15 protein-coding genes are annotated in these 24,119 nt (G+C 51.5%); 10 read left to right on the plus strand and 5 right to left on the minus strand.

Annotation, left to right across the window (positions count from 1 at the left end):
- The first annotated feature begins 135 nt into the window (after window positions 1–135).
- Window positions 136–3,255, plus strand: a complete 3,120-nt coding sequence (locus tag WKR14_RS14760) for an NAD(P)-binding protein (protein WP_286996910.1) — start codon at window positions 136–138, stop codon at window positions 3,253–3,255.
- A gap of 105 nt (window positions 3,256–3,360) precedes the next feature.
- Here WKR14_RS14760 and WKR14_RS14765 read toward each other — a convergent pair whose 3' ends face one another.
- Both WKR14_RS14765 and WKR14_RS14770 read right to left on the minus strand, forming a co-directional pair.
- Window positions 3,361–5,028 (minus strand): GGDEF domain-containing protein, encoded by a 1,668-nt coding sequence (locus WKR14_RS14765; protein WP_101055599.1) that lies wholly within the window; start codon window positions 5,026–5,028, stop codon window positions 3,361–3,363.
- 229 nt (window positions 5,029–5,257) lie between these two features.
- Complete coding sequence (locus WKR14_RS14770) at window positions 5,258–5,773, minus strand: GNAT family N-acetyltransferase (protein ID WP_101055569.1); 516 nt, start codon at window positions 5,771–5,773, stop codon at window positions 5,258–5,260.
- A 497-nt stretch (window positions 5,774–6,270) separates the two neighbouring features.
- Between WKR14_RS14770 and WKR14_RS14775 the strand changes: the two genes are divergently transcribed.
- Window positions 6,271–7,254 (plus strand): DUF4382 domain-containing protein, encoded by a 984-nt coding sequence (locus tag WKR14_RS14775; protein ID WP_101055567.1) that lies wholly within the window; start codon window positions 6,271–6,273, stop codon window positions 7,252–7,254.
- A 123-nt stretch (window positions 7,255–7,377) separates the two neighbouring features.
- On the opposite strand, the gene WKR14_RS14780 is transcribed toward WKR14_RS14775, so the two are convergent.
- Window positions 7,378–8,748 (minus strand): magnesium transporter, encoded by a 1,371-nt coding sequence (locus tag WKR14_RS14780; RefSeq protein WP_101055565.1) that lies wholly within the window; start codon window positions 8,746–8,748, stop codon window positions 7,378–7,380.
- Window positions 8,749–8,863: 115 nt separating this feature from the next.
- Between WKR14_RS14780 and WKR14_RS14785 the strand changes: the two genes are divergently transcribed.
- Complete coding sequence (locus WKR14_RS14785) at window positions 8,864–9,355, plus strand: glutathione peroxidase (protein ID WP_101055563.1); 492 nt, start codon at window positions 8,864–8,866, stop codon at window positions 9,353–9,355.
- A gap of 1,227 nt (window positions 9,356–10,582) precedes the next feature.
- On the opposite strand, the gene ubiT is transcribed toward WKR14_RS14785, so the two are convergent.
- Window positions 10,583–11,101: a ubiquinone anaerobic biosynthesis accessory factor UbiT gene (gene ubiT / locus WKR14_RS14790; RefSeq protein ID WP_165565414.1), complete on the minus strand. Its 519-nt coding sequence runs from the start codon at window positions 11,099–11,101 to the stop codon at window positions 10,583–10,585.
- Between the two features lie 140 nt (window positions 11,102–11,241).
- Between ubiT and ubiU the strand changes: the two genes are divergently transcribed.
- Together ubiU and WKR14_RS14800 are read left to right on the plus strand one after the other, a co-directional pair.
- On the plus strand, window positions 11,242–12,243 hold the full coding sequence (gene ubiU / locus WKR14_RS14795; protein WP_101055558.1) for a ubiquinone anaerobic biosynthesis protein UbiU: 1,002 nt from the start codon (window positions 11,242–11,244) through the stop codon (window positions 12,241–12,243).
- Window positions 12,244–12,253: 10 nt separating this feature from the next.
- Window positions 12,254–13,114, plus strand: coding sequence for a U32 family peptidase (locus tag WKR14_RS14800; RefSeq protein WP_101055557.1), 861 nt, complete (start codon window positions 12,254–12,256; stop codon window positions 13,112–13,114).
- 36 nt (window positions 13,115–13,150) lie between these two features.
- On the opposite strand, the gene WKR14_RS14805 is transcribed toward WKR14_RS14800, so the two are convergent.
- Window positions 13,151–13,858 (minus strand): hypothetical protein, encoded by a 708-nt coding sequence (locus tag WKR14_RS14805; RefSeq protein WP_339086675.1) that lies wholly within the window; start codon window positions 13,856–13,858, stop codon window positions 13,151–13,153.
- A gap of 526 nt (window positions 13,859–14,384) precedes the next feature.
- Here WKR14_RS14805 and WKR14_RS14810 point away from each other — a divergent pair.
- The 5 genes from WKR14_RS14810 to WKR14_RS14830 all read left to right on the plus strand — a co-directional run bounded on the left by WKR14_RS14810 (window position 14,385) and on the right by WKR14_RS14830 (window position 24,086).
- Entirely contained in the window at window positions 14,385–15,929 is a 1,545-nt protein-coding gene (locus tag WKR14_RS14810) for a methyl-accepting chemotaxis protein (protein WP_101055549.1), read from the plus strand.
- Between the two features lie 290 nt (window positions 15,930–16,219).
- Window positions 16,220–17,578, plus strand: a complete 1,359-nt coding sequence (locus WKR14_RS14815) for a YjiH family protein (protein WP_101055539.1) — start codon at window positions 16,220–16,222, stop codon at window positions 17,576–17,578.
- A gap of 137 nt (window positions 17,579–17,715) precedes the next feature.
- Window positions 17,716–21,366: a two-component regulator propeller domain-containing protein gene (locus WKR14_RS14820; RefSeq protein WP_339086677.1), complete on the plus strand. Its 3,651-nt coding sequence runs from the start codon at window positions 17,716–17,718 to the stop codon at window positions 21,364–21,366.
- Between the two features lie 89 nt (window positions 21,367–21,455).
- Complete coding sequence (locus WKR14_RS14825; RefSeq protein ID WP_165565419.1) at window positions 21,456–22,322, plus strand: UDP-2,3-diacylglucosamine diphosphatase; 867 nt, start codon at window positions 21,456–21,458, stop codon at window positions 22,320–22,322.
- 15 nt (window positions 22,323–22,337) lie between these two features.
- Entirely contained in the window at window positions 22,338–24,086 is a 1,749-nt protein-coding gene (locus tag WKR14_RS14830; protein ID WP_339086680.1) for a lysophospholipid acyltransferase family protein, read from the plus strand.
- Window positions 24,087–24,119: the final 33 nt, after the last annotated feature.

Here is a 24,119-nt window from a genome sequence, read left to right on the forward strand (position 1 = left end):
TTACTGTTGCTTACACTAAGGAACACACATCAGGCAACGAACGTGTAATTGTAAGAAGCATGAATATACGCTAGGTTTATTCAGTTAATTCAGTCAGATAAATCTGACAAACGTCAGTACACAAGGATGGTCGCCATGAACGAACAACGCCCCGACTTTATCTACCCTCCCGGCTCAGTGCTTATGCACTCTCCTCTGGTGTTAACCCAGGCCGATATGTACGGCTTTTTCCTCAAGGGCAAGCTTGCCAATCTGCAACGGAGTGTCGATCAAACCCTGAACCGGGTCGCCAACAACAAGATGTATTTCAAGGTGTTGTCCCCCTATGTACTGACAACTTTCACTCAAATCGCCAAGGCTTATTCCAGTGTCGAGGTGGATCGCAACAAGGGTTGGATCCAGGAAACCGATATCATCACCTGGGTGATGGTGGGTAAACAGGCCAATCCAGATTCCGGCGAAATCAGCGAAATCCTGTTTCAGCCGCTGCATATCTGGGTCAATGATGCCATGGCATTGATCAATGGCCGCGAGCTGTTTGGTTATCCCAAATACGCCTGCGAATACCGGATGCCTGGCGTAGATGAGCCGTTGACCGAGCTGTCGTTGTCGGCCAAGAGTTTTCAAAAATTTTCCCCGGATGCCGAACTGGCAATGGCACCACTGCTCCAGGTTAAGTGCAGGCCGCAGCAGGAGAACTCCCTCTCACCACTCGAAGCCATAGGCCAAACCTGGGACTTTATTCAGGCCCAAACCGACTTTATTCCCGATCTGGATGCTCTTGGAGCCGAGCAGGTATTCGAACTGCTGTTCAAACCGGCGGTAGAGCAAGTTTTCCTGAAGCAGTTCCCCGACGCTTCCGGCACCAAAGCGGTATATCAGGCGCTGCTGCAGGCGCCCGCCAGAGTCAACAAGGTGCATCATCTGTCGCTGCTGGATAACTCCCTGGTGGCCACCGTCTTTGCCAACGACAGCTTCCCGCTGGCCGACACCCTGGGGGTACAACTCGGCGAGCAGCAGGTGTTGCTGCCCTACCATGTGAACTTTGACTTTGAGGTACCGCCGGGCGAAGTGTTGGTGGACAACTCTGTGGTCAAAAAAGAGAAAATTGCCATTCTCGGTGGAGGCGTTGCCGCCATTACCGCTGCCATGTGCCTGACCGAACAACCTGGCTGGCAAAACCGGTACCAGATAGATATCTATCAACAGGGCTGGCGCATTGGTGGCAAGGGAGCCTCCGGGCGCAATGCCGCCATGGGGGATCGTATCGAAGAGCATGGGCTGCATATTTGGTTTGGTTTCTACCAAAATGCCGCGGCCCTGATGCGCAAGGCCTATGAAGAACTGGGGCGAGCGGATGAAGCGCCGCTGGCCAGCTTTGTCGAAGCCTTCAAGCCCCATAACTTTATTGTGCTGCAGGAGCAGATAGAGGGTCGCAGCCTGAGCTGGCCCATAGAGTTCCCGCCCATGCCGGGTATCCCCGGCGACAGCACAGAAACCCTGACGCTGTGGAAATTGGTCAAGGCGGCCTTCTACTGGATCCGCCAATGGTTAAAACAGATGGATGAAGTCGATGAGGCCGTGGCCAAGGATAGCCCCAGAGACTGGTTCTCCCGCGACTGGTTTGAACGTCTGAACGATCGCATCGAAGAGGCGCTGGATGACGCCAAAGATAGCCTGGAAACCCTGGGGGATAAGCTGGAGTGCCGCTTCAACCAGTTGATAGGCCAAGAGTGTGACGAACACCACCACCAGGCTGTCGAGGACGATGGCCTAATCGAGAATGCCGTCGATATACTGCATCGGCGTCTCAAGCGCCGCTTTGGCGATCACTTGAGTGACAATGACGAGCTCAGGCGCCTCTACATAGGTGCCGACCTCGGCCTGACCATACTCAAGGGGATGTTTGTCGATGGGGTATTCAAGGGCGGATTCGATGTTATCAACGGCTATGACTACCGCGAATGGCTGCGTCGCCATGGCGCCAGCGAGCGCTACACTGTCGATTCCGCACCGGTCAGGGGCTTCTACGATCTGGTGTTCGCCTACGAACAGGGCGATTTCTCCCGCCCCAATGTGGAAGCCGGCACCATAATCCGCTCCATGCTGCGAATTGCCCTCTGCTACCAAGGGGGCGTGATGTGGAAAATGCAGGCCGGAATGGGCGACACAGTATTCACCCCCTACTATGAAGTGCTGAAACGCCGCGGAGTGCATTTTCACTTCTTCCATCAGGTACAACAGCTGCATTGTCAGGGGCAATCCGTCAGCAGCATAGAGATAGTGGAGCAGGCCAGCCTCAAACCCGGACTCAGCGAGTATCAGCCGCTGGTGGATGTCAAAGGACTCGGCTGCTGGCCAAGTGAGCCTCTGCTATCACAACTGGATGAAACTCAAGCCAGATTAATTGCCGAAAACCGGGTCAACCTGGAACACTTCTGGAGTGATTGGCCGCAGCTGTACCAGCAAGAAACCGGCCACGCTCTGCCGGTGAAACAGCTGCGTAAGGGGGTGGATTTTGACAAGGTGATCTTCGGTCTATCCATAGGAGCCGTTCCTCATGTAGCTAAAGAGGTGATGACCCAAAGTCCGGCGCTATCCCAAGCTGTGGCCAAGGTGCAAACCGTGGCGACCCAGGCCTATCAGCTGTGGCTCAACACAGATCTCAACGGCCTTGGCTGGCAGCTCTTCCCGGCTTCCGGCGAAGAGCCTGTGCTGTCGGCCTTCAGCGAGCCCTATGACACCTGGGCCAGCATGGATCAATTGATTGACAAAGAAAGCTGGCCGATAGGCAGTGTCAAGAATGCCAGTTACTTCTGCTCAGCACTGCCGGTTGCCGAATATCCCCCCAAAGAGCAGAGTAACTTTAACCAGCAAATGAATGCCTTGGCCAAGTCCGGGGCTCTGGGGCAACTCGAGCATCAAATAGGCAATCTCTGGTCGGAAGCCAAAAATGGTTTTGTCTGGGATTGGCTGCACGACCCAGAGGAGCGTCAAGGACAACAGCGCTTTGACAGCCAATACTGGCGTGCCAATATCGACCCGTCCGAGCGGTATGTGTTGTCGGTGAAAGATAGCTCGCGTTTTCGCATCACCACAGACGGTACTGGGCTGGACAACCTCTATGTCACCGGCGATTGGATAAAAACAGGGCTGAATGTGGGCTGCGTCGAAGCCGCAACCATGGCGGGTATGCACACTTCTAAGGCTATTTGTGGCTATCCGCGCCATATCAAGGGTGAAGAAGACTTCTGATAGGCATACAGGCGAGATTTAGCCGGTTCGACTCAGCTTTGGACTTGCTCCGGACTGAGCTTCTGACTTAGCGCCGGACTTAGCCTAGGAATTAGCCCCGTGAGTTCAGCGGGGCAATCCTTCGGCTGCAGCCAGTTGTCTGGCGTGCAGCTCACGGCGACGCAGACTCTTGCACTGATACAAGTCTTTGTCGGCGGCGCGGACCCAATCCTGGATCTTTTCTTTATCTGTACTGGTGGCAGAGCCATGATTGACACAGAGCTCGGCAAAACCTTCACTGGCAATACGCTGCTCAAGCCTCGGCAGCAAGTTCTGCAGTTGCTGCGCTTCGGCTTCCGGCAGCAGCAAAGCAAAGTCATTGCCACTAATGCGAAAAGGCTTGAACTTGGCTTCAGACCAGCTTTGTAACTCTTCTGCTACCGCCAGCAGCAGCCTGTCCCCTTCCCCATGCCCCAGGGTGTCATTGACCCGTTTCAGCCCCTCAATATCCAGCAATACCAACAGATATCCCGGCTTGGGCATGCCACTACTCAGGCAAGTATCCGCCAGACTCTCATCATAGGCCAAGCGGTTGGCAAGACCTGTGAGGCTATCACTGCGGGCCCGCTCCCAAGCAATACCCAACTTGCGGATATACTCCTGGCGCTCTTCCGACAAGAGTTTAAGCTTACTTGCCAACGCCAGGGACAGCAGCAAAGCATCGGCAGTGCCGCCCAGCAGAGTCGCCAGCTCGGCATACTCAAAGAAGTCCGGGGTGATACCCATGTTACCGGGCAATATGATGATTGCCGGCAATAGCAAACAGCTGAAAGCCATAATGAAATAGCGTGCCGGCGAGAAGCCTTTCATCAGACAGACATTACCGCAAACTATCGCCAGCCCAATCCAGAGCATGATAAGCACAGAGGCAATAATCGCCGTATAGGACAAAAGCCAGATACTGGTAGGCAGAGCCAGCACGCAGGCCCACAGCAAGATGCGACTGAGGCGCCAAAGCTTGGGCGAATAGAGAGAAAGCTGCAAAAAATTGTTATAGAACAAAATGTTCAATATGGGCAGGCTGATAAAGAACAGGTGGTGCAACTCGAGTTGCCGGAACTGAAACAGGTGCGCGGGCAAGTGGAAGGTCAGGGCCCAGCCACAGAAGTAGGCCAGCACATAAAGACCGTACCAGAAGAATGCCTTGTCGCGGGTGGTAAAGAAGATGAACAGGTTATAGCAGGCGATAAAAATCAAGCCACCGAGGCATAGCACCACGGCTGTGGCATGCCTGTCGGCGCTGAGCCTGTGTTCCCTTTCCGGAGCCAGGCGGATCTCGGGTGCCGATGAGTAGTAACGGCTTTCAACCTTGACCACCAGCCAATAATCTATCCCCGGCTTGATGGTAAACCGCCTTCCGTAATCAAACAGATACTGATAGTCGGCATCATAACCCGAGTGGGCTTGCTGTTTGCTGCCGTCTTGCCCCAGCAGCAAAAGATCAATGGATTCTATAATGGAGTTGCGTACGTCTATGACCCAAGTCTGTTCACGACTTGCCACTCGTAAAGGATGCACCAGCCAGTAACTGCCGCCGGTCAAACTCAAGCTGGTTTCCTGTTGCTCTCGGATCCAGGCTGGTACCGCCTCGAACGAAGTCGGTGCCAGTTGTTGTGGCTCAGCCTTAAGAATGTAGCTGTTGTCGAGCACCTGAGTGGCCCAGGCACTCACACTGAACTGGAGCAGAACAAACGCCAGCAATAGCCTGAGCAGGGAACCTGGGTGTTTATCCATATTGAAGGGCGAACGTTTGTCTGTCGGCAAATCGATTTCCGTCCAAGGCCATGGCGGTATCCTTATCCTTGAGTACACAAACGCCCAAGGCACTGAATCTATTTTTTATTGTTAATGATTTAACTCTATTTGGGTGAACCACATTTTGCAATCCAGCTCACAGCATTCGTGATAAAATCCTGTCAAGAAATGCCAGTTTGCCACGCTCCGGTGACGAAAAAGTGTAACTTCAATCGATTCTGACCCTATCCCCCACCAACTTGAGCATTTCTGTAGTGACATCCACTTGGTTATCCAACACCAAAAAGTACCACCCCACAGTATTGCCTGTGCCCCTGATACTCAGATAATTACCCCAAAACTGCATCCCGGACTTGAGCAAGTTGTCACGACTGGCACGATTCTCTTCTCTAACTGTAGCAAACAATAGCCGGATACCCATTTCCCGGGCGATTTGGATCCGTTTTTGAGTCAGGGCCGCCGCAATCCCCCGCCGTCTATAGTCGGGGCGCACCATTAAATATCCGAGCTCGGCGATATCTCCGCGACCGGCCTTGATCACAGCGCAGCCCACCAGCTCCCCGGCCACGTTCTGCGCCACTATCACGGCGCGGGACGCCATAAAGGCCTGATGATCCAAGGGGTGAGCATTATCGTCGCGACTGTCCACCAAAGCGCAGGCGGCTGCAGTCAGGTCAGGGCTTTGAGCCAGGGAAAGCGTGATCTCCTGGACAGGATTAGGCATAGATACTCCTTTGGTGACTATACTTGGTGGATATGTGCGCTATTGAAAAGGCGCCCCGATAAAACTTAACCTCGGCTTAACCAGATTAACGTATGACTACAGGTAAAAGCCGCAATTAGTTCGGGAAGGTGCGAATAAGTCCTCATGGCACTCTGGCTTACACAGCAATTGGCGTTCAAGGCATCTGACTGAAGGCATGCCGGGGCCTGTCGAAGTCGGATAACGCCGAAAGCCGGTTGCTGTGTAAGCCCCGAAGGGCGTGGCTTATAGGCCAGTCTGCTGTGTTGTGCTTCTTGCAAAGGACTGAGCCATTTACTGCGAACCACGCCTTGCATCCTGGCCTGTAAGCCGACGCAGAGCACACATGGGACCTGTTCGCACCTTCCTTATGTTAGCCCCATTGAGGGAGTTTATGGCAGACAACAAACACAATTCTCTGAGTAACTCCAGGTAACTGGGTAGCTGTCACGCTCCGGGAAACAACAAGAGGAAACAAGATGAACCATAGTATCTCAAGTATCGCACTGCTTTGTGGCTCAGGCCTGCTGCTGACTGCCTGTGGCGGCAGCGACAATGACACCCCGCCGACACCGACGCCTGATACCGCCAAAGTCAGCTTTGCCGTGTCTGATGCCCCGGTCGACAGCGCCGAAAAAGTGGTAGTGGCATTTGACAAAATTGAGCTGGTAAGGGCAGGACAGGATAACATCCTCCTCGAGGTCTCCGGCGCCAATGGCGAGGACTACCGCCAACTGGATCTGCTGGAATATCAAGGCAGCGACAGCGCCCTCATCCTCAGCGATGCCGAGTTGGAAGTAGGCACTTATTCAGAACTCATCCTGCATGTATTGGATGAATCGGTCGGTTCAGATCTCAGCTATGTGATCGACGAAACCGGTCAAGTGCCACTCAAACAACCCAGTAATAAACTGCGTTTGGGCAGCTTTGAGGTCGGCAGCGCCGGCGTTCAGCGTTTTACCATAGAGTTTGACTTGCGCCGTAGTCTGGTGGAGAACCAAAATGGCCAGCGTTACAACCTCAAGCCTCATGGCGTGACTATAGTCGACAACGCGACTGTGGCTTCCTTGTCCGGTGAGGTGGATATCAACCTGTTCAACGCAGGTGAGTGTGCTGCCGATAGCGGCAACTTTGTCTACCTCTATCCCGGCCACGATCTGGACCCAACACTGCTGACCGACAACCTGGATCCGGATGTCAATCAGAATGCCGTACCAGAAGGCGCGGTAGTGCCATATAACTCGGTCGAAGTGGAGTATGAAGCGGGTAACTTCGGCAAATACGCCTTTGGCTTTATTCCCGCCGGGGATTATACAGTAGCCTTCAGCTGCAGCGCGGAAAATGACGATCCCGAGCAATATGATGGTCTCATCATTCCCAACCCTGCCCCTCAATTGCATCAGGTCACCCTGAGCAACCAAACCGACACTGTGCAAGACTTCAACGCCGTTGTCGCCCAATAGTTTTCAAAGCCTTATGTGAAAGGGAGCCTATGCTCCCTTTTCTTTTGACTGTCTTCTATTGAGCTCACTTTGCAGAAGGGCCAATGCTGCACCATAAAATGCTGCCACATAAAAAGCTAACGACTATAGATACAACAAGGTCGCCAATCCAAGGAAGGTAAAGAAGCCGACAACATCCGTGACAGTGGTCAGAATCACCGAGCCAGAAAGCGCGGCATCCTGATTGAATTTCTGCAATATCATGGGTACTGCCACCCCGGCCAAGGCCGCAACCAGCATATTGACCAAAATTGCTACGGCTATTGTCATACCAATCAGGTTATCGTCAAACCAGAGCCCGGCCACCAAACCTATGAGTATGGCCCAGAGAATGCCGTTGAGTGCCCCTATTCCGAGTTCGTTCTTCATCAAGGAAAACAGGTTGCCTATGGAAATCTGTCCCATCGCCATGCCGCGGATCATCAGGGTCAATGATTGCGAGCCGGCAATCCCCCCCATAGAGGCCACTATCGGCATCAATACCGCCAGCGCCACTACTTTTGCCAATACATCCTCGAACAAACCTATGGTGGCAGAGGCCAAAAATGCCGTCAGCAGATTGATCCCCAGCCAAATGGCGCGGCGACGCGCACCCTTGACGATAGGCGCAAACAGGTCATCGGATTCATCCATACCGGCCGAAGCCATCAAACGCGCTTCATAGTGTTCCCTGACCAAGGCGGTTGCCGTTCGCAGCGTCAAGCGGCCGATTAAGGTGCCTTCTTCATCGACCACCGGCAACTCAATATCTGAGCTGTGCTCTATCGCTTCGGCCGCCTCTATTAAGGATGAGTCGGCCGACAATACCCGGCTGTCCGGTTCAATAAGCGAAATAAGCGGGGTTTGTGGATCCTGGCGAAAAATCTCATAGCGACTGACGGTTCCCTGGTAGTGATTATCCTCATCCACCAGATAGAGATTTTCGCAGCAATCCAAGTCAATACGGCGGAAAAAACGTTGCGCCTGTTCCACCCGGCTCTTGTTACTGAGCACCAAGGCCTGATGCTCTGTATAACGACCTATTTCATTTTCCGAGTACTGATCATAAAGCTCGTAGCGCTTGCGTTGCCGTTCACCCATTTGCGCCAAAGCGCGGTCGATAAAGCTGTCGGGCAGATAATCGCTCCATTCAATCATCTCTTCAGCTGACAACTGCGCCAGCAACAGATCCACCTCTTCCACCGACATCTGCCTAAGGAGGCTCATCCTGGGTTCGGCGCGCATCAAGCTGAGCACTGCAGGCCGCACGGCGAAGGCTATCTGATCCCAGCGCTCATAGCGTTCATCCAGCGGCAAGGATTCCAGCAATAAGGCTATAGTGCCAGGTTCGGCCTCTTCAAGGATCTCACCAAAAACCTCGGCCTGAGCTTCGCCCTCCAATAGCGTTAACTGCTGTACCACCTGCCCCACTTCTGCTTGAGGTTGAAGCTCCGGCTCGGCTGCTGTTTGTGTCACTCAACTCTCCTCTTTCTTTTTAGTATGCGCTTGGGCCAAAATTTAAATTGCACACCAATAAATTGCTGGCAATGGAAATTGTGTTATATAGTAAAGCTTCAACCAAGGAGCCACTATGTCTAACTCAATATACGCTATCCCACTGGAGAATATCCAAGGACAACAAACGGATCTCAGCGAATTTCAAGGCCGGGTCATGTTACTGGTCAATACCGCCAGTGCCTGTGGCTTTACCCCTCAGTATGCCGGATTGGAAAGCCTGTATCAGGAATTCAAAGACCAAGGCCTGGTGATACTCGGCTTTCCCTGTAACCAGTTTGGTGCTCAGGAAAAGGGCAATGAGCAGGAGATCCAGTCCTTCTGCGAATTGAATTTTGGTGTGAGCTTCCCACTGTTTGCCAAGCTGGAAGTCAATGGCCCCAATGCTCATCCCTTGTTTAAACTGCTCAAGCAGCAGGCCCCTGGCGTGTTGGGTTCGGAAGGAATTAAATGGAATTTCACCAAATTTCTGGTCGATCGCCATGGCAAAGTCATCAAGCGCTATGCTCCCACAACCAAACCCGAGGCTCTGCGTGAACAGATTCTCCAGCTGTTACAGGATAATTAATTGAAAAATAAACCAATTAAAAAAACATGATTATTTTTCGCCATTCAGGGGGAACCAAAACATCACTACAGACTCCAACATAATGAGCAGTGAATTTACTTTTTCATGTTCATCATTCTCCCTAAGGGGCTTCTAGCGCGGCCCCATTGATCTTCGATAGATCATAAGGCAGTCCCTAATGGCTGCCTTTTTTTATGTCTCTGAATTTTGGTATTTTTCACCACAAACCAGGACTGGCATAAAAAATTTCTCCATCAGGGAAACTTTTTCGGCAAAGCCGACTCTGAATAACAGAACCTTTTTTAAGTGTTTCATCATCACCTCCCTTGGATGGGGCCCGACGCTAGCGCAGCGGGTTTTCATTCTTTGCACGACTTAATTTTGTACGAATTAGTTTTGTACGAGTTTGTATGGCAGCCCCTTGGGTTGCCATTTTTTTATCCCCGGTTTTTCATTGCATACCAAGGCCAGCAAAAAAATTTCTCCTTCAAGGAAACTTTTTCATCAAAGCCGACTCTGAATAACAGAACCTTTTTTAAGTGTTTCATCATCACCTCCCTTGGATGGGGGCCCGACGCTAGCGCAGCGGGTTTTCATTCTTTGCACGACTTTTTGTACGAATCAGTTTTGTACGAGTTTGTATGGCAGCCCCTTGGGTTGCCATTTTTTTATCCCCGGTTTTTCATTGCAAACCAAGGCCAGCAAAAAATTTCTCCTTCAAGGAAACTTTTTCATCAAAGCCGACTCTGAATAACAGAACCTTTTTTAAGTGTTTCATCATCACCTCCCTTGGATGGGGGCCCGACGCTAGCGCAGCGGGTTTTCATTCTTTGCACGACTTTTTGTACGAATCAGTTTTGTACGAGTTTGTATGGCAGCCCCTTGGGTTGCCATTTTTTTATCCTACAGCTCGACTCATTCGGATAGATAAATAGTTAATGCCAATATTGCCATTCAATAAAATGAAAAAGCTGAATCAAACTCACTGTAAGACCATAATGTGACAGACTTTTTGGGGAACTACAGATAGGCGTGAAGCAAATAAAACTGAATTATTTTGCTTGGTGCGGGAACTCGCGGAAAAATCGGCAGTCAGAATTAGTGAACCGAGTGTTTCATCATTATCCTCCCTTCAAGATGGTTTCTAGCGCACCATCCAGAGTTTAGATTGAACTCTGACAGCGACCCAAATGGGTCGCTTTTTTTATGTCAGGATTTTACTGTTTGTCAGGCCCATTGAGGTGCAGTTTGTGAACTTTGCAGGAGTGTGGTCAGCATATTGGCCAGCTTATCCAACATCAGCTTCAACCCCTTTGGCATACTTTGAACATCTATGCCGAGCAGCAAGTTTTTAACCTCGAGCCCCAATTCGGTATCGCCTTCAATACTGAGTCGGCGCTGGAAAAACAGGGTGTCAGGGTCCTCTTTGGCCGCTGCTACCAGCAAGAGTTCGGCGCTATTGGCGCTGAAGGTGACTTCCGGTGCCGTAAAAGGTCGCACCTTGAAACCTTGCTCAAAACTGACTTCAAATGCCAATTCCATATCCTCGACCCGAACGCCAACCCATTGCCCTTCAAGAAAATCCAACTCGCCATCCTGAACCTGTTCGCTGAGCAATACCGCCAATAACTGTTGCAGTACACTCGCTTTGATAGTGAAAGGAACCAAAGTCAGCGGTTTCCCGGCCAACTTGGGAGCCAGGGTGAGAATATCGCGCGCCGCCTTGGCGGCTAAAGCCGTGCGCATCTTGAGTTACTCCTGATAAAAAAGCCTAAACTCCGGCAGTCTAACCAAGTTTTATGATCATAAACCTGTTTTATATCAACTCTATGAGATCCAAAGGTCGATAAACTGCGGCTTTGTTTGTAATTAGGGAGAAAATTAACATGGAACTCCTGTGTCCGGCCGGGAACTTGGCTTCACTCAAGGCCGCTCTCAACGCCGGCGCCGATGCCCTCTATCTGGGGCTGAAAGACGACACCAACGCCCGCTCATTTGCCGGGTTGAACTTCACACCGACCAAGCTGCAACAGGCAGCCAAAGAGGTAAAGTCACAAGGGCGCAAACTGTATCTGACCATTAATACCTTTCCGCAACCGGGTGAAGAGAAACGTTGGTATCAAGCCGTCGATCTGGCTGCCAACACTGATATTGATGGGCTGATCATGGCCGATCTGTCGCTGCTGGATTATGCCCATAGCCACTACCCTCACCTGCCATTGCATTTATCGGTACAAGCCAGCGCCACTAATATCGGCGCCTTGTCACTCTATAAGCGTGAATTCAACATTGAGCGCGCCGTACTCCCCAGAGTGCTTTCCATCAAGCAAGTCAAGGATCTCGCCAAAGCCAGTCCGGTTGATCTGGAAGTGTTCGCCTTCGGCAGTCTATGTATCATGGCCGAAGGCCGCTGTCAGTTATCTTCCTATGTGACCGGGGAATCGCCCAATTCAGGTGGCTCCTGCTCACCGGCAAAACATGTGCGCTGGCAGGAAAATCAAGGCTGTCGCCAGACCCGCCTCAACGAAGTCTTGATTGACAGCTCGGGACTGAATGAACAGATGGGTTACCCGGTTGTGTGCAAGGGACGTTATTTGACCGAAGAAGACAGCCAACCAGGGTTCCTGCTGGAGTCCCCCACCAGCCTCAATACCCTGGACTTGTTACCAGACCTGGCTCAGGCTGGCATAGTGTCGCTCAAAATTGAAGGCCGTCAGCGCAGCCCCGCCTATGTAGAACAGGTTACCCGGGTTTGGCGTCAGGCTCTGGACACCTATCAAAATGCACCTGAGCGGTTCCAATCCAAACCAGAATGGCATGCCGCGCTGGCCAAAGTTTCCGAGGGACAAACCACTACGCTGGGTGCCTACGAGCGCAGCTGGCAATAGGAAGTTTTCTATGAATATTTCTCTTGGCCCGCTGCTTTATTGCTGGCCCAAAACACAGGTACAGGCCTTCTACCGTGAAGTTGCAGACAGCACTATTCCACTGGTTTATCTGGGAGAAGCCGTTTGCAGCCGCCGCAGGCAGATGAAGTTTGCCGATTATCTGGCCCTGGCCCATGAACTCAAAGATGCCGGTAAACAGGTTGTACTTTCTACCCTGGCCTTGATAGAAGCACAATCAGAGCTTAAAGAGCTTAAGAAACAACTCGATAATGGCGAGTTTATTGTTGAAGCCAACGATATGGCTGCAGTAGGTATGGCGCGAGAGCAGGGACTGCCCTTTGTCTGTGGCGCCAGTATCAATAACTACAATAGGGCCAGCCTGGACAAGCTGCATCAATGGGGTATGCGGCGCTTTGTGATGCCCATTGAACTGTCGAAGACTTGGCTACAGAAAGTCATCACTCCGACACCAAGCTTTGAAGTCGAGTTATTGGGCTATGGTTATCTGCCCTTGGCCCACTCGGCTCGCTGCTTCACCGCCCGCCATCAGGGACTAGCCAAAGATGACTGTCAGACAATATGCATCCAGCACCCCAAAGGCCTGGTCGCCCAAACCCAGGAGCAACAGCCGCTATTGCGACTCAATGGTATCCAGACTCAGTCGGCAGGCCGCTGCGATCTCAGACGGGATATTCCAGAAATGGAACGTTTGGGCGTTGACTGGTTCAGGGTATCACCGGATGGCCATGATTCTATCGCTCTGGCAGAATCTTTACGGCAAGGTGCAGGGAGTGAAGTCGACCCTGAAATAGGCAAAGAAGCCTGTAATGGATACTGGCACGGCGCGCCAGGCATGGACTATAGACGTTAGGTCTTAAGCAAGCCGGTACTTTGGACTTTCCAGCCTTTAATATGGACTTTCAATAGGCTCCTGTTCATCGGGAGCCTCTTTTGTACACAGCAGCAAACACAGAACCCAGAGCATAAAACTACCGAGTCCCAGCCATACGAGCACCGCCGGTAACCAAAAATCGGGCCGCGGTAATTGCAGTACCAACTCATAGTAAAAAGGATTGTCCCCCTCGGTAATACCAAGCTCCAGATATGGCAAAATCAGAAAAGCCCCCAAACTGATGCCGCTGATAAGCGCCGGGATCAAAGTCCATAAGGTTGCTGCGACAAAGGGACGTTGCACTAGATAAATTAAATAACAACCTACGCTGATACTGCCAAAGATGAAAAACCACTTCAGCATCATAGTGTGGAGGTGATAGACATTGACCGGGAATAAACCCACCCCGGCGAGCGCCATGCAAGTCAGAGTCAAACTGAGATATAGAAGATGACCACTCAATTGGCGAGATAGCTGCAGGGTAAACAACCAGCAGAGTACCAAACTCAAGCTGCCGAAGAACAGGCCACCATTGAGAACCACAGCCAAAGATGAATGACCATAACTGCCCAATTCACTCAAACTGTGATTGAGTAAACTGAAGTCCCGCCCATCGCTACTATGATAGCCCCAGACAACCAACCCCAGGCCCTGCAGCAGTCCAAAGAGTCCCAGCAAACCAAAGCTCAACGCCATTCTTGCCAGTCTCTGTCTTCTTAACATGCCAGTGTTTGCCCCGGATTAGGTTTCTGCAGTCTAACTTACATGCTCCAGATTTTTTTTAAAGTCCGGGCAAGGTCTTTTTGCGTTACTGATCGCTTATTTACCCGAGTTTAAACAACAAAAGTCGCTCCCGGTCGAATTATTGCATTTTGGCGTCAGAGTATAGATTCAGGTTCGTTGATGCTCTGGCATATTCAGTAACTAACTGATGATATTGATTCTAATCGTCAAGATGATGACAACCACGTAAATTGTTATGACTTATCCAAGGGCAAAAAAAGCGGCAGCAGATTTCACTGTAGCCAGCCGATAGTCTGTCTGTTTATAGCGTTTTATCCCGGCCAAAACTCTGACCGCCGAATTTTACAATTAGTATTCATATCAATGATATGCAAATACTGGTTTCTAGAATATTTGTCAAAAAAGCACTCACTCCAATAACCACAAAAATGTTATGCTTATCACACTTAAAGTAATAATAAGGCCCGGATCGACATAGGGCCACTAACTCTGAGCCGGAATAAAGATGTCCAGAAGGAATTCCACCACTACAGACAGGGAAGTCTGTCTGCAATCCACCGACGAACTCATCTCTACTACAGATCTTCGCGGCGTTATCACTTACGTCAATCCTGCCTTTGCCAAGATATCGGGTTTCTCTGAAGCCGAGTTATTGGGCCACAGTCACAACCTGGTTCGCCATCCCGATATGCCCAAGTTGGCCTTTACCGAAATGTGGCAATGCCTCAAGGCTGGCCAATCCTGGCGAGGGTTGGTCAAAAATCGTTGTAAAGACGGTGGCTTTTATTGGGTCGATGCTTTCGTGTCTCCTATCTTTGAGCAAGGAAAAATCATTGGTTATCAATCCGTCAGAGTTAAGCCAAGCCAAGAGACTGTTAAGCGGGCCATCAAAGTTTACCGCCGCCTGAACCAAGGGAAAGTAGTTAAAGATCCACTGACGCTGACACAAAAACGCTTACTTTCAGCACTGATGGCCGGGGCAGGTCTGCTGCTCTGTGGTTATATTTGGGGTTGGGGCGTGATGTTGGCCGGAGCCATACTGATGGCGCTCAATCTGGCAATCTTCTATGACGAAGCCTTTCGTATTCCCGCCCGACTGATAACACTCAAGCAAGAGTACGACTCTGTCAGTCGCTTCATCTATGCCGGGCACGATACCTCATCAGTGCTCGAATTCCAGTTACAACGTAAAGCTGCCATGCTTCAAGGCGTATTGGGCCGGACTCAGGATCAGGCGCTTAAAACCAATGATATTGCCGCTCAATTAGTGGTGGCCACCGAGCAGGCCAGAGTCGGTATGGATCTGGAGCAGCAACAGATGCATCAAATTGCCAGCGCCATTGAAGAGTTGCACGCTACTATCAGCGAGGTAGCCGACAATACCCGAGCAACTTCTGGCCGTATAGATGAGGCTTATGGTCTCTGCCGCCAAAGCCGAGATGTGATGCATCAGAACAGCGAACATATTCTCCACCTGGCCGATGATGTAGCCAGAGCGGCTTCCAATGCCAAGCATCTGAACGATGAAGCTCAGCAGGTTGCCAATGCCATGTCGGAAATCGATGCCATTGCCGATCAAACCAATCTACTGGCCCTCAATGCGGCCATAGAAGCAGCCAGAGCCGGTGAGCAAGGACGCGGCTTTGCCGTGGTCGCCGACGAGGTCAGAGCCTTGTCGGCTCGCACCCAAGAGTCCACCAAAAGCATTTCAGCCAGCATAGAGACTATGTTCAACATGCTGACCAAGTGGGCCACTGAGATGGAAGCCAGTAGACAGCAAGCACAGAAATGTGCAACCGAAGCATTATCGGCAGTTGAGTCCATCAACACAGTTAACCAGGGAATGAGTGAAATACACGATCTCGCCAGACAAAATGCCGTGGCAGCCACCCAGCAGGGGCAAGTGGTACAGGAAATAGCAAACGGCATCCAGATGATTCATGGCGCCACCAATGACAACGTTTCTGCCCTAGGTCAAGTAGAGCAAGCCGTATTGCAATTAAAGGCCAGTGCCGACAGGTCACTAAATCTGAGACAAACCTTCGGTTAACGCTCAAGCCCGGATCCGGCTTGAGCAACAATTATTTAACTATTTATTTTTGAAGACTTTTTCATTAGGAACTGCTCAAACAATAATTACGCAAAGACTGCTAATAACTATGCTGTTGTGATCAAAGAGACAGAACTGACAGCGAATGAATTTACATAGCCGCATTAAGGGGGTAATCTTGCCCCCTTAAATTCTGGGGCTGGCTGAATGAAAATGCATCCAAAGCCAATATTGCCCCTGGCGAGTAATTTTTTACTCATTCATTAGTGTAAATTCAGGGTGTAACAAACGTGGCAAGCGAAAAACAACCCCGCAACATAGCAACCATACTCACCTTCCTGGTGCCATCTCTGCTCGGTGTCTTACTCTTTATGACACCTATCAGTTATAACAACGAACTGACGATCCCTGTAGCTGTGTTGGCCGGTGAACTCAAAAGTTTGCTCAATGATTATTTGACCGGCATAATTTGCGCCATAGTGGTATTTATGGCCACGGCCAGTGTGTTGGTAAAACTCCTTCGTCCCGGCTTCGTTCGCCACAGCAAGTTTCTCAATTCCCTGTTGAATATCAGCCCTGCCTGGCTCTTGGTCAGAGTGTTGGGAGCTATATTTATCTGCCTGACCTTCTTCCAGGTTGGCCCAGAGATGCTCAGAGCGGATTCCACCGGCGCCTTGGTGATGAATGACCTGCTGCCGCTGCTCTTCTGCGTGTTCTTTTTTGCCGGTATGTTCCTGCCTTTATTGCTCAACTTTGGCCTGCTGGAACTCTTCGGTACCTTGTTGACCAAATTGATGCGGCCGGTGTTCAACCTGCCGGGACGCAGCGCCATCGACTGCATGGCCTCTTGGCTCGGGGATGGCAGTGTCGGTATTCTGCTAACCAGTAAGCAGTATGAAAACCGCTTCTACACCCAACGTGAAGCGGCGGTTATCGGCACTACCTTCTCGGCAGTCTCCATCACCTTTACCCTTGTGGTGCTCACTCAAGTAAAACTGCAGGCGATGTTTGTGCCCTTTTACCTGACCGTCTGCCTGGCCGGTATTGTTGCCGCCATAGTTGTACCCAAGTTGCCGCCGCTGTCACGCAAGAAAGATGTCTATGTTGATGGCAGCCCCAGGCAGAAAGATGATGAGTCGCTGCCCGAAGGCCATAACTCCCTGTCCTGGGGGCTGGATCTGGCGCTCACCAAGGCAGCCAATACCGGCGGTATATTCAAGGTGCTCTCCGAAGGGATAAAGAATGTCATCGATATGATCTTCGGGGTGCTCCCTGTCGTAATGGCTATAGGCACCATAGCTTTGGTCATCGCCGAATACACCCCGGTATTTGACTATCTCGGCATGCCTTTTATTCCGCTGTTGGAATTGATGCAAATTCCCGAAGCCACCCAGGCCTCCAAGACCATAGTCGTTGGCTTTGCCGATATGTTTATCCCCTCAATTCTGGCCACCAGCATAGAAGCCGACATGACACGCTTTGTGATTGCGGCGCTGTCGGTCACCCAATTGATCTACATGAGTGAAGTAGGCGCCTTGCTTATCGGCAGCAAGATACCAGTGAAAATTTGGGAGCTGTTCGCAGTCTTCCTGCTGCGTACCCTGGTCACCCTGCCTGTCATTGCCGGGATGGCACATCTACTGTTCTAAAAGCCATTTAACCGGACTTCACGACAACGGCCGCTACATGTGGCCGTTTTATTTATAAGCACTAGAATGTGCTGACAAAATTCGCATTTGAGCCACCAGCATCTACACTGAAAAAAGTTCGTTTTTGAGGCTTTTCGGTGAAAATCTCTGCGCTTCTACTCCTTTTTACGGCACTTTGGTGTCTCGATAGCCTGACGCCGTCATTGGGCTATCGCCCCGTCCTTGAGCAATTTCAGGCCGAAGACGGCTTGTCGATGAATACTGTCAATGACCTCGCCACAGATGATCGCGGTCATCTTTGGATAGCCACTCAAGCCGGATTGAACCGTTTCGATGGTGAACACTTCAGGCTCTACAGTAAGCAAGACGCCCCCTACGGTCCCAGTGGCAATCACATTGAAAGGTTGCTGTTTTCAAGCCAAGATGAGCTGTGGTTGCTGACCTTGAGTGATGGCTTGAATCTTTATCATCCGGACAGTGGTCGCTTTGAAATATTGGGTGCCGAAGCCGATCTGCCGCTGACCGGGATCCGCGAGCTGGCAGAAGACAAGCAAGGCATGCTCTGGCTGCTGATGGATGATGCCAAGGTTTGGCGCTACGACCCCAAACGCCGCCAACGCCTGGGTAGCCAGCAGCTTCAGACCAATGCCGTTTCACAACTGAGGTTTTATGCAACGCCTTCCGGCGACTTGTATCTTGCAGGAGACTCGCTCTGGCAGCTGGATGACAGCAAGTCATGGCAACAGATGACAATATTGCCAGCACTTGCTCAAGTCGAGTCTCTGATACAGGCCAAAGACGGCAGTTTATGGCTCGCGGGCAAAGGAGCACTCTGGCACTGGTCTTTGGGAACCGAAGTTGTACCTTACTCCATCAACCAACTTGGCGATGCCGGCATTCGACATATGGTTTTGGATCCACAGCAACGGCTCTGGTTGGCGGTGGATAAATTCGGTCTAGTGCGGTTTACACCTCAAACCCGGGAGCTTCTTTGGCAACCAAACAGCGATGGCAAGACCATTCAGACGCTGCATCTGGATGACAGCAACCAACTTTGGATAGCAACCAAGGGAGCCGGTCTCGGTAAGCTGGATCTCAATCAGGAAGCCATGGGAAAACTGCTCCCCAACAGTTTCGAAAGCCACAACCTGGGTAATGGCGATGTCAGAGCGATTTTTCGCGATCATCTGGGGCAACTCTGGGTCGGCACCGCCAGCGGCCTTTATCAGGCACTGGAGTCTGACTCGGGCAAAATTCAAGGCTTCAAACCCTCGCCGCTGGCAAGCCAACTGCTGGATAAGGCCTTTATCGGTTTTATCAAAGAAGACAGTCAGGGCCGGCTGTGGATTGGCACCCGGGGCGAAGGCTTACTGATCTTCAATGCCGAGCGCGACAGCTATCTGCACTATCGCCATCAGGCCAATGAACCTGGCTCACTACCGGCCAACACCCTCTACAGTTTAACCTTTGATCAAAGTGGCATCGCCTGGATAGCCACCAAAGAAGCCGGAGTCAGCCGTTATCTTGGTATCGAAAAAGGCTTTGCCGCGCCGGATGCCACGCCACTGCCCAAAACAGAAACCACCTCGATACTGGAGGATGACGGCGGCAATATCTGGATCACCAGTTACGGTGAAGGCCTATTCAGGCTCAAGCCGGATGGCAGTGTATCTCATTGGTCCACAGATACTGAAATTCCTCTACCCAGCAAGCACCTGTTTTCCATCTATCAACACCCGGATGGACAGTTATGGATAGCGTCCAGCGACGGCGTATTTTCATTCACCCCACATAGCGGGCAGTATCAAATGTTTGACCGCCAACACGGCCTGATAGGCGATGTCGCCTACCTGATGCAACATGATGCCGACAACAAACTCTGGATTGGCAGCGCCAGCGGCCTGTCATGGCTGGATCCCGCAGCAGGCACAAGCCGGAATTTTGCTTATGAAGATGGCTTGCAAGCCAACGAGTTCAACTTTGGTGCCGGGTTTCTCGATCGGGACGGTAGCTTGTTTCTCGGCGGTGTAAAAGGCCTCAACCATATTCAGCCCCCCGCTATAACCGCAAGGAAACCACCTGAGCAGCCGATCATAGATGAACTGCAGGCGCTGGGGCAGACACAAGAACACGCACCAAAACCCTGGAGCCGACAGAAACTGGTTCTGGGGGTTGATGCCTTGCCGCTGAGTCTCAAATTCCACAGTCCGAACCTGCATCACGCCAGGCATCTTGAGTATCAATACAAACTCGAAGGCATGCAGCAGGAGTGGCTCAATACCCGGGGGGCCAGAACCGCCTTCTTTCCGGCGCTCAAACCCGGTGACTATCGCTTTATGGTCAGAGCCGTGGATATTGACGGCAATACCAGCCCGGCGCAGAGCCTGCAGCTGAGCATAACCCCCAGGCCCTGGCAAAGCCCCTGGGCTTATACTATTTACAGCTTATTGTTGCTGAGCCTGATATTTGGCTTTGCCTATAACAGGTGGCAGAAGTTTATTGAGCAACGAAAACTGCTGCAACAGGTGGCGAGCAGCGAGCAAAAGCTGCAACTGGCACTTATCGGCAGTGGCGATGAGTTTTGGGATTGGGATTTGCAGGCACAGGAGGCCAATCGCAATAACGCATTTCTCTGGTATCCCGAGCCCGAAACCCACCTGAAAGATACGCTGGAGCGCTGTGTCCATCCAGAGGACTTGCCGCTCATCTGGCCCGAGATTGATGCCTGCCTTCATAAAGGCCGGCAAGAATTTGAACTCAGCTATCGCGGCAAAACCCGTGATGAGCGCTGGCTTTGGGTACTCAATCGTGGCCGGGTCATGACCAGGGATCAAAAGGGGCGCCCTTTAAGGATTACAGGAACCATCAAGGATATTCAGAAACTGAAAGAAACCGAATCGGCACTGCGCCGCTTCAATCAGGAGTTGGAGCTGAGGGTTAAACAGCGCACTGAAGCGCTGCAACAGAGCAATGATGAACTGAACCACACCCTGGAAGCGTTACAACTGGCGCAGTCTGAACTGCTGGATAAGGAGAAAATGGCCACTCTGGGTGGTCTGGTTGCCAGCATCACCCATGAAGTCAACACTCCCATAGGTATCTGTGTCACCGCGGCTTCGCATCTGGCGGAGAATGTTAAAGCCTTCAACAAACGCTTTTACGCCGAGGATGTCGATCAGCAGGATTTCGAACAGTACCAGAATGAAGTGGTCGACTGCAGCCGTCTGATGCTGACCAACCTGGAGCGCGCCGCCAAGCTGATCCGCAGCTTCAAACAACTCTCCGTCGATCAGTCCCATGAAGAACTGCGGGAATTTAACCTGGGGCACTATCTGGATGAGATTTTCCTGTCGCTCAACCCCATGCTGCACCGCTCACCGCACAAGTACAGCTATCAATGTCCGGCCGATATCACCCTCTACGCCACTCCGGGCGTCTTTTACCAAATTATCAGCAACCTGTTTACCAATTCGCTGGTACACGCCTTTCCAGAAGGAAGCGAGGGACAGATGTCGCTTGATGTCAACCGTAGCGATTGTGGTATAGAGCTTGTCTATCGTGACGATGGCTGCGGCATGAATACCGAGGTACAACAGAATATTTTTGTTCCCTTTTTTACCACCAAACGTGGTCAAGGCGGCAGTGGTCTGGGAATGAACATAGTTTATAACCTGGTGACTCAAGTGCTTGGCGGCGAGATCCGTCTGATCAGTGCGCCGGGGCATGGCAGCGAGTTTCGCATCATATTGCCCAATGATATCGAGGCAAGTTCCAGGACGTCACAATAAGGTCATCAAGACGTCACTTCAAGGTCAAATAGCTGACTTAGAGTCTTTCACAGTCAAACCCGTTTCACTGGTTTTATCCAGGAGCCGCGATGAAAGGCAGCAAGTCATTGGTCAACAAACCATCGACATTTCACCCATACTCCCGCCGCGCAGCCGAGTCTGTCACCAAGCTCAACGCCCTCTGGCTCTCGGATATTCACCTGGGCAGCATTGACTGCAAGGCCGAATACCTGTTGCATTTCCTAAACAGCGTTCAGCCCAAGGTGCTGTATTTGGTGGGGGACATAGTCGACATCTGGGCCCTCAAACGCCGGGTATTCTGGCCCGAGAGTCACAACCAACTGCTGCAAAAACTGCTGCAGATGGCGCAGAGCGGCATCAAACTTGTGTATCTGCCCGGCAACCATGACGAGCTGTTTAAGGACTACCACCAGCTGCAACTCGCCGATGTCATTATCAGCAAAGAGTACCGACATCAAACCCTGAGCGGCAAAACCCTGCTAATGCTGCATGGCGATCAGTTTGACTCCGAAGTCTGTATCGGCCGTATCACCGCCCGTCTCGGCGATCACCTCTACGATGTCTTGATGTTTCTTAACCGCCATCTGCACAAGGTTCGCCGCCGTCTCGGTTATCCCTATTGGTCTTTGGCCGGCTTTATCAAGCAAAGAGTCGGCAAGGCTCAACAAGCCATCAACAGTTTTCGCGAAGCCGTGGTGCGCTATGGTCGCAAACAGAAGGTGGACGGCATCATCTGTGGTCATATTCACCAGCCTGAGCTCACGGAAATGAGCGGCTTTATCTATGCCAATGATGGTGACTGGGTAGAGAACTGCACCCTATTGACTGAAACCCTCGAGGGCGAACTGCAACTCGAGCGCTGGAATGAACAACTGGGCCGGACCGAAGTACTGAAACGCTTCGCCTGGCAGGGACAAGAACAACAAGCTGCTTAAATCAGGTACCCCATTATGATGTTTACCGTCGATAAAGTCGTGGAATCCAATCTGCCCAATATCAACAGCAAGCCTTGGCTCGCCAAGCCAACCAAGGCCTTACTGCGTTATCTGCTCAATGAGCGGGAGTGCAATGATATCGCTGGCCAATTCAGTTTTCTCAAGGGCGTGGATTTTGTTGAACAAGTGCTGGAAAGCTTTGCCGTCAGCTATACGGTGCCGGACAGTGAGGTGGAAAACATTCCCCATCAGGGCCGGGTCGTTATCTTCGCCAATCATCCGATAGGTTCGCTGGATGCTCTGGTGCTGATAAAACTTATCAGCGAAGTCAGGCCTGACATTAAAGTGGTTGCCAACGAGCTGCTGATGACACTGACGCCACTGCACAACATCCTGCTGCCGGTTCGCAATATGACTGGCGGAACCCCCAGACAACACCTGGAGAAGATCCATCAGCATCTGCGCAGTGAAGGCGCCTTGCTCATTTTTCCATCGGGTGAGGTTTCCCGGCTCAGACCAAACGGCATTCGCGATACACAGTGGCAGACCGGCTTCCTGAAGATGGCTATCAGCTGCAATGCGCCGCTGCTGCCCATGTATGTCGATGCCAAGAACTCGGCCACCTTTTACGGCGCTTCCATGTTATATAAACCTTTGGCTACTCTGCTATTGGTCAAGGAGATGTTTAAACAAGCCAGTAACACTTTGCCGGTGCGTATCGGCGAGCTTATCCCGGCAGAAGCGGTCAGCGGCAGTGACTTCCCGCTCAAAACCCGGGTCAGTCTGCTGAAGAACCACCTCTATCGCATCGGCAAGAACCGCAGCCCACTGTTCAACACCCAAAGCGCCATCGCCCATCCGGAAAAACGTCGTGAATTGCAACAGGCTTTACTGCAGTGCGAACAACTTGGTCAAACTCAGGATGACAAGCAGATTTTCCTCTACCGCCATCAGGGCTGCAGCCCTGTGATGCGGGAAATAGGTCGGCTGCGGGAACTGGCTTTTCGCGCCGTGGGTGAAGGTACGGGAAAACGCAGAGACATAGACAAGTACGACTCCAGTTATCTGCACCTGGTACTCTGGGATCCCAAGGAGCTGGAAATAGTCGGCGCCTACCGCTTTGCCGAAGTTGCGAACTTGCACAGCGCCGGAGAAAGCCTCTACAGTGAGTCACTGTTTCACTATCAAACAGAATTTGCGCCCTATTTCGCCAAGGGCCTGGAACTCGGCCGCAGCTTTGTGCAACCTAAATATTGGGGAAAGCGCAGTCTCGATTACCTCTGGTACGGCATAGGTGCCTTTCTGGCTCGTCATCCCGGCTACCGCTATCTGTTCGGGCCGGTGACCATAAGCAACCAACTGCCGGCACCAGCCAAGGAGATGTTAGTACACTTCTACCTGCAGCAGTTTCCCTGTAAAACACAACTGGCACAGTCTTTCGCGCCTTTTGGTCTGTCACCTGAGCGCCAGACTGAGCTGGACAAACTCTATATCGATTCAGATTATCAAGACGCGTTTAAACAGCTCAAGCAGACCCTTGCCAGTATGGGAGCCGCTGTGCCTACTCTCTACAAGCAATACGGCGAACTTTGTCAGCCTGATGGGGTGCGCTTCCTCGCCTTTGGAGTGGATGCCGACTTTGCCGACTGTATCGATGGCTTGGTGCTGGTAGACTTGGACAAACTCAAGTTCAAAAAACGCAGCCGCTATATCGATTGCCATCTGCAGGAGCTCAATCAGCAAGATGAAAATGCTCTGAGTTAGCATTATTGACAGGGCTCTGATATAACAAAGAAA

Origin of the sequence: Shewanella chilikensis, from assembly GCF_037953065.1 — a bacterium.
Lineage (GTDB): Bacteria > Pseudomonadota > Gammaproteobacteria > Enterobacterales > Shewanellaceae > Shewanella > Shewanella chilikensis.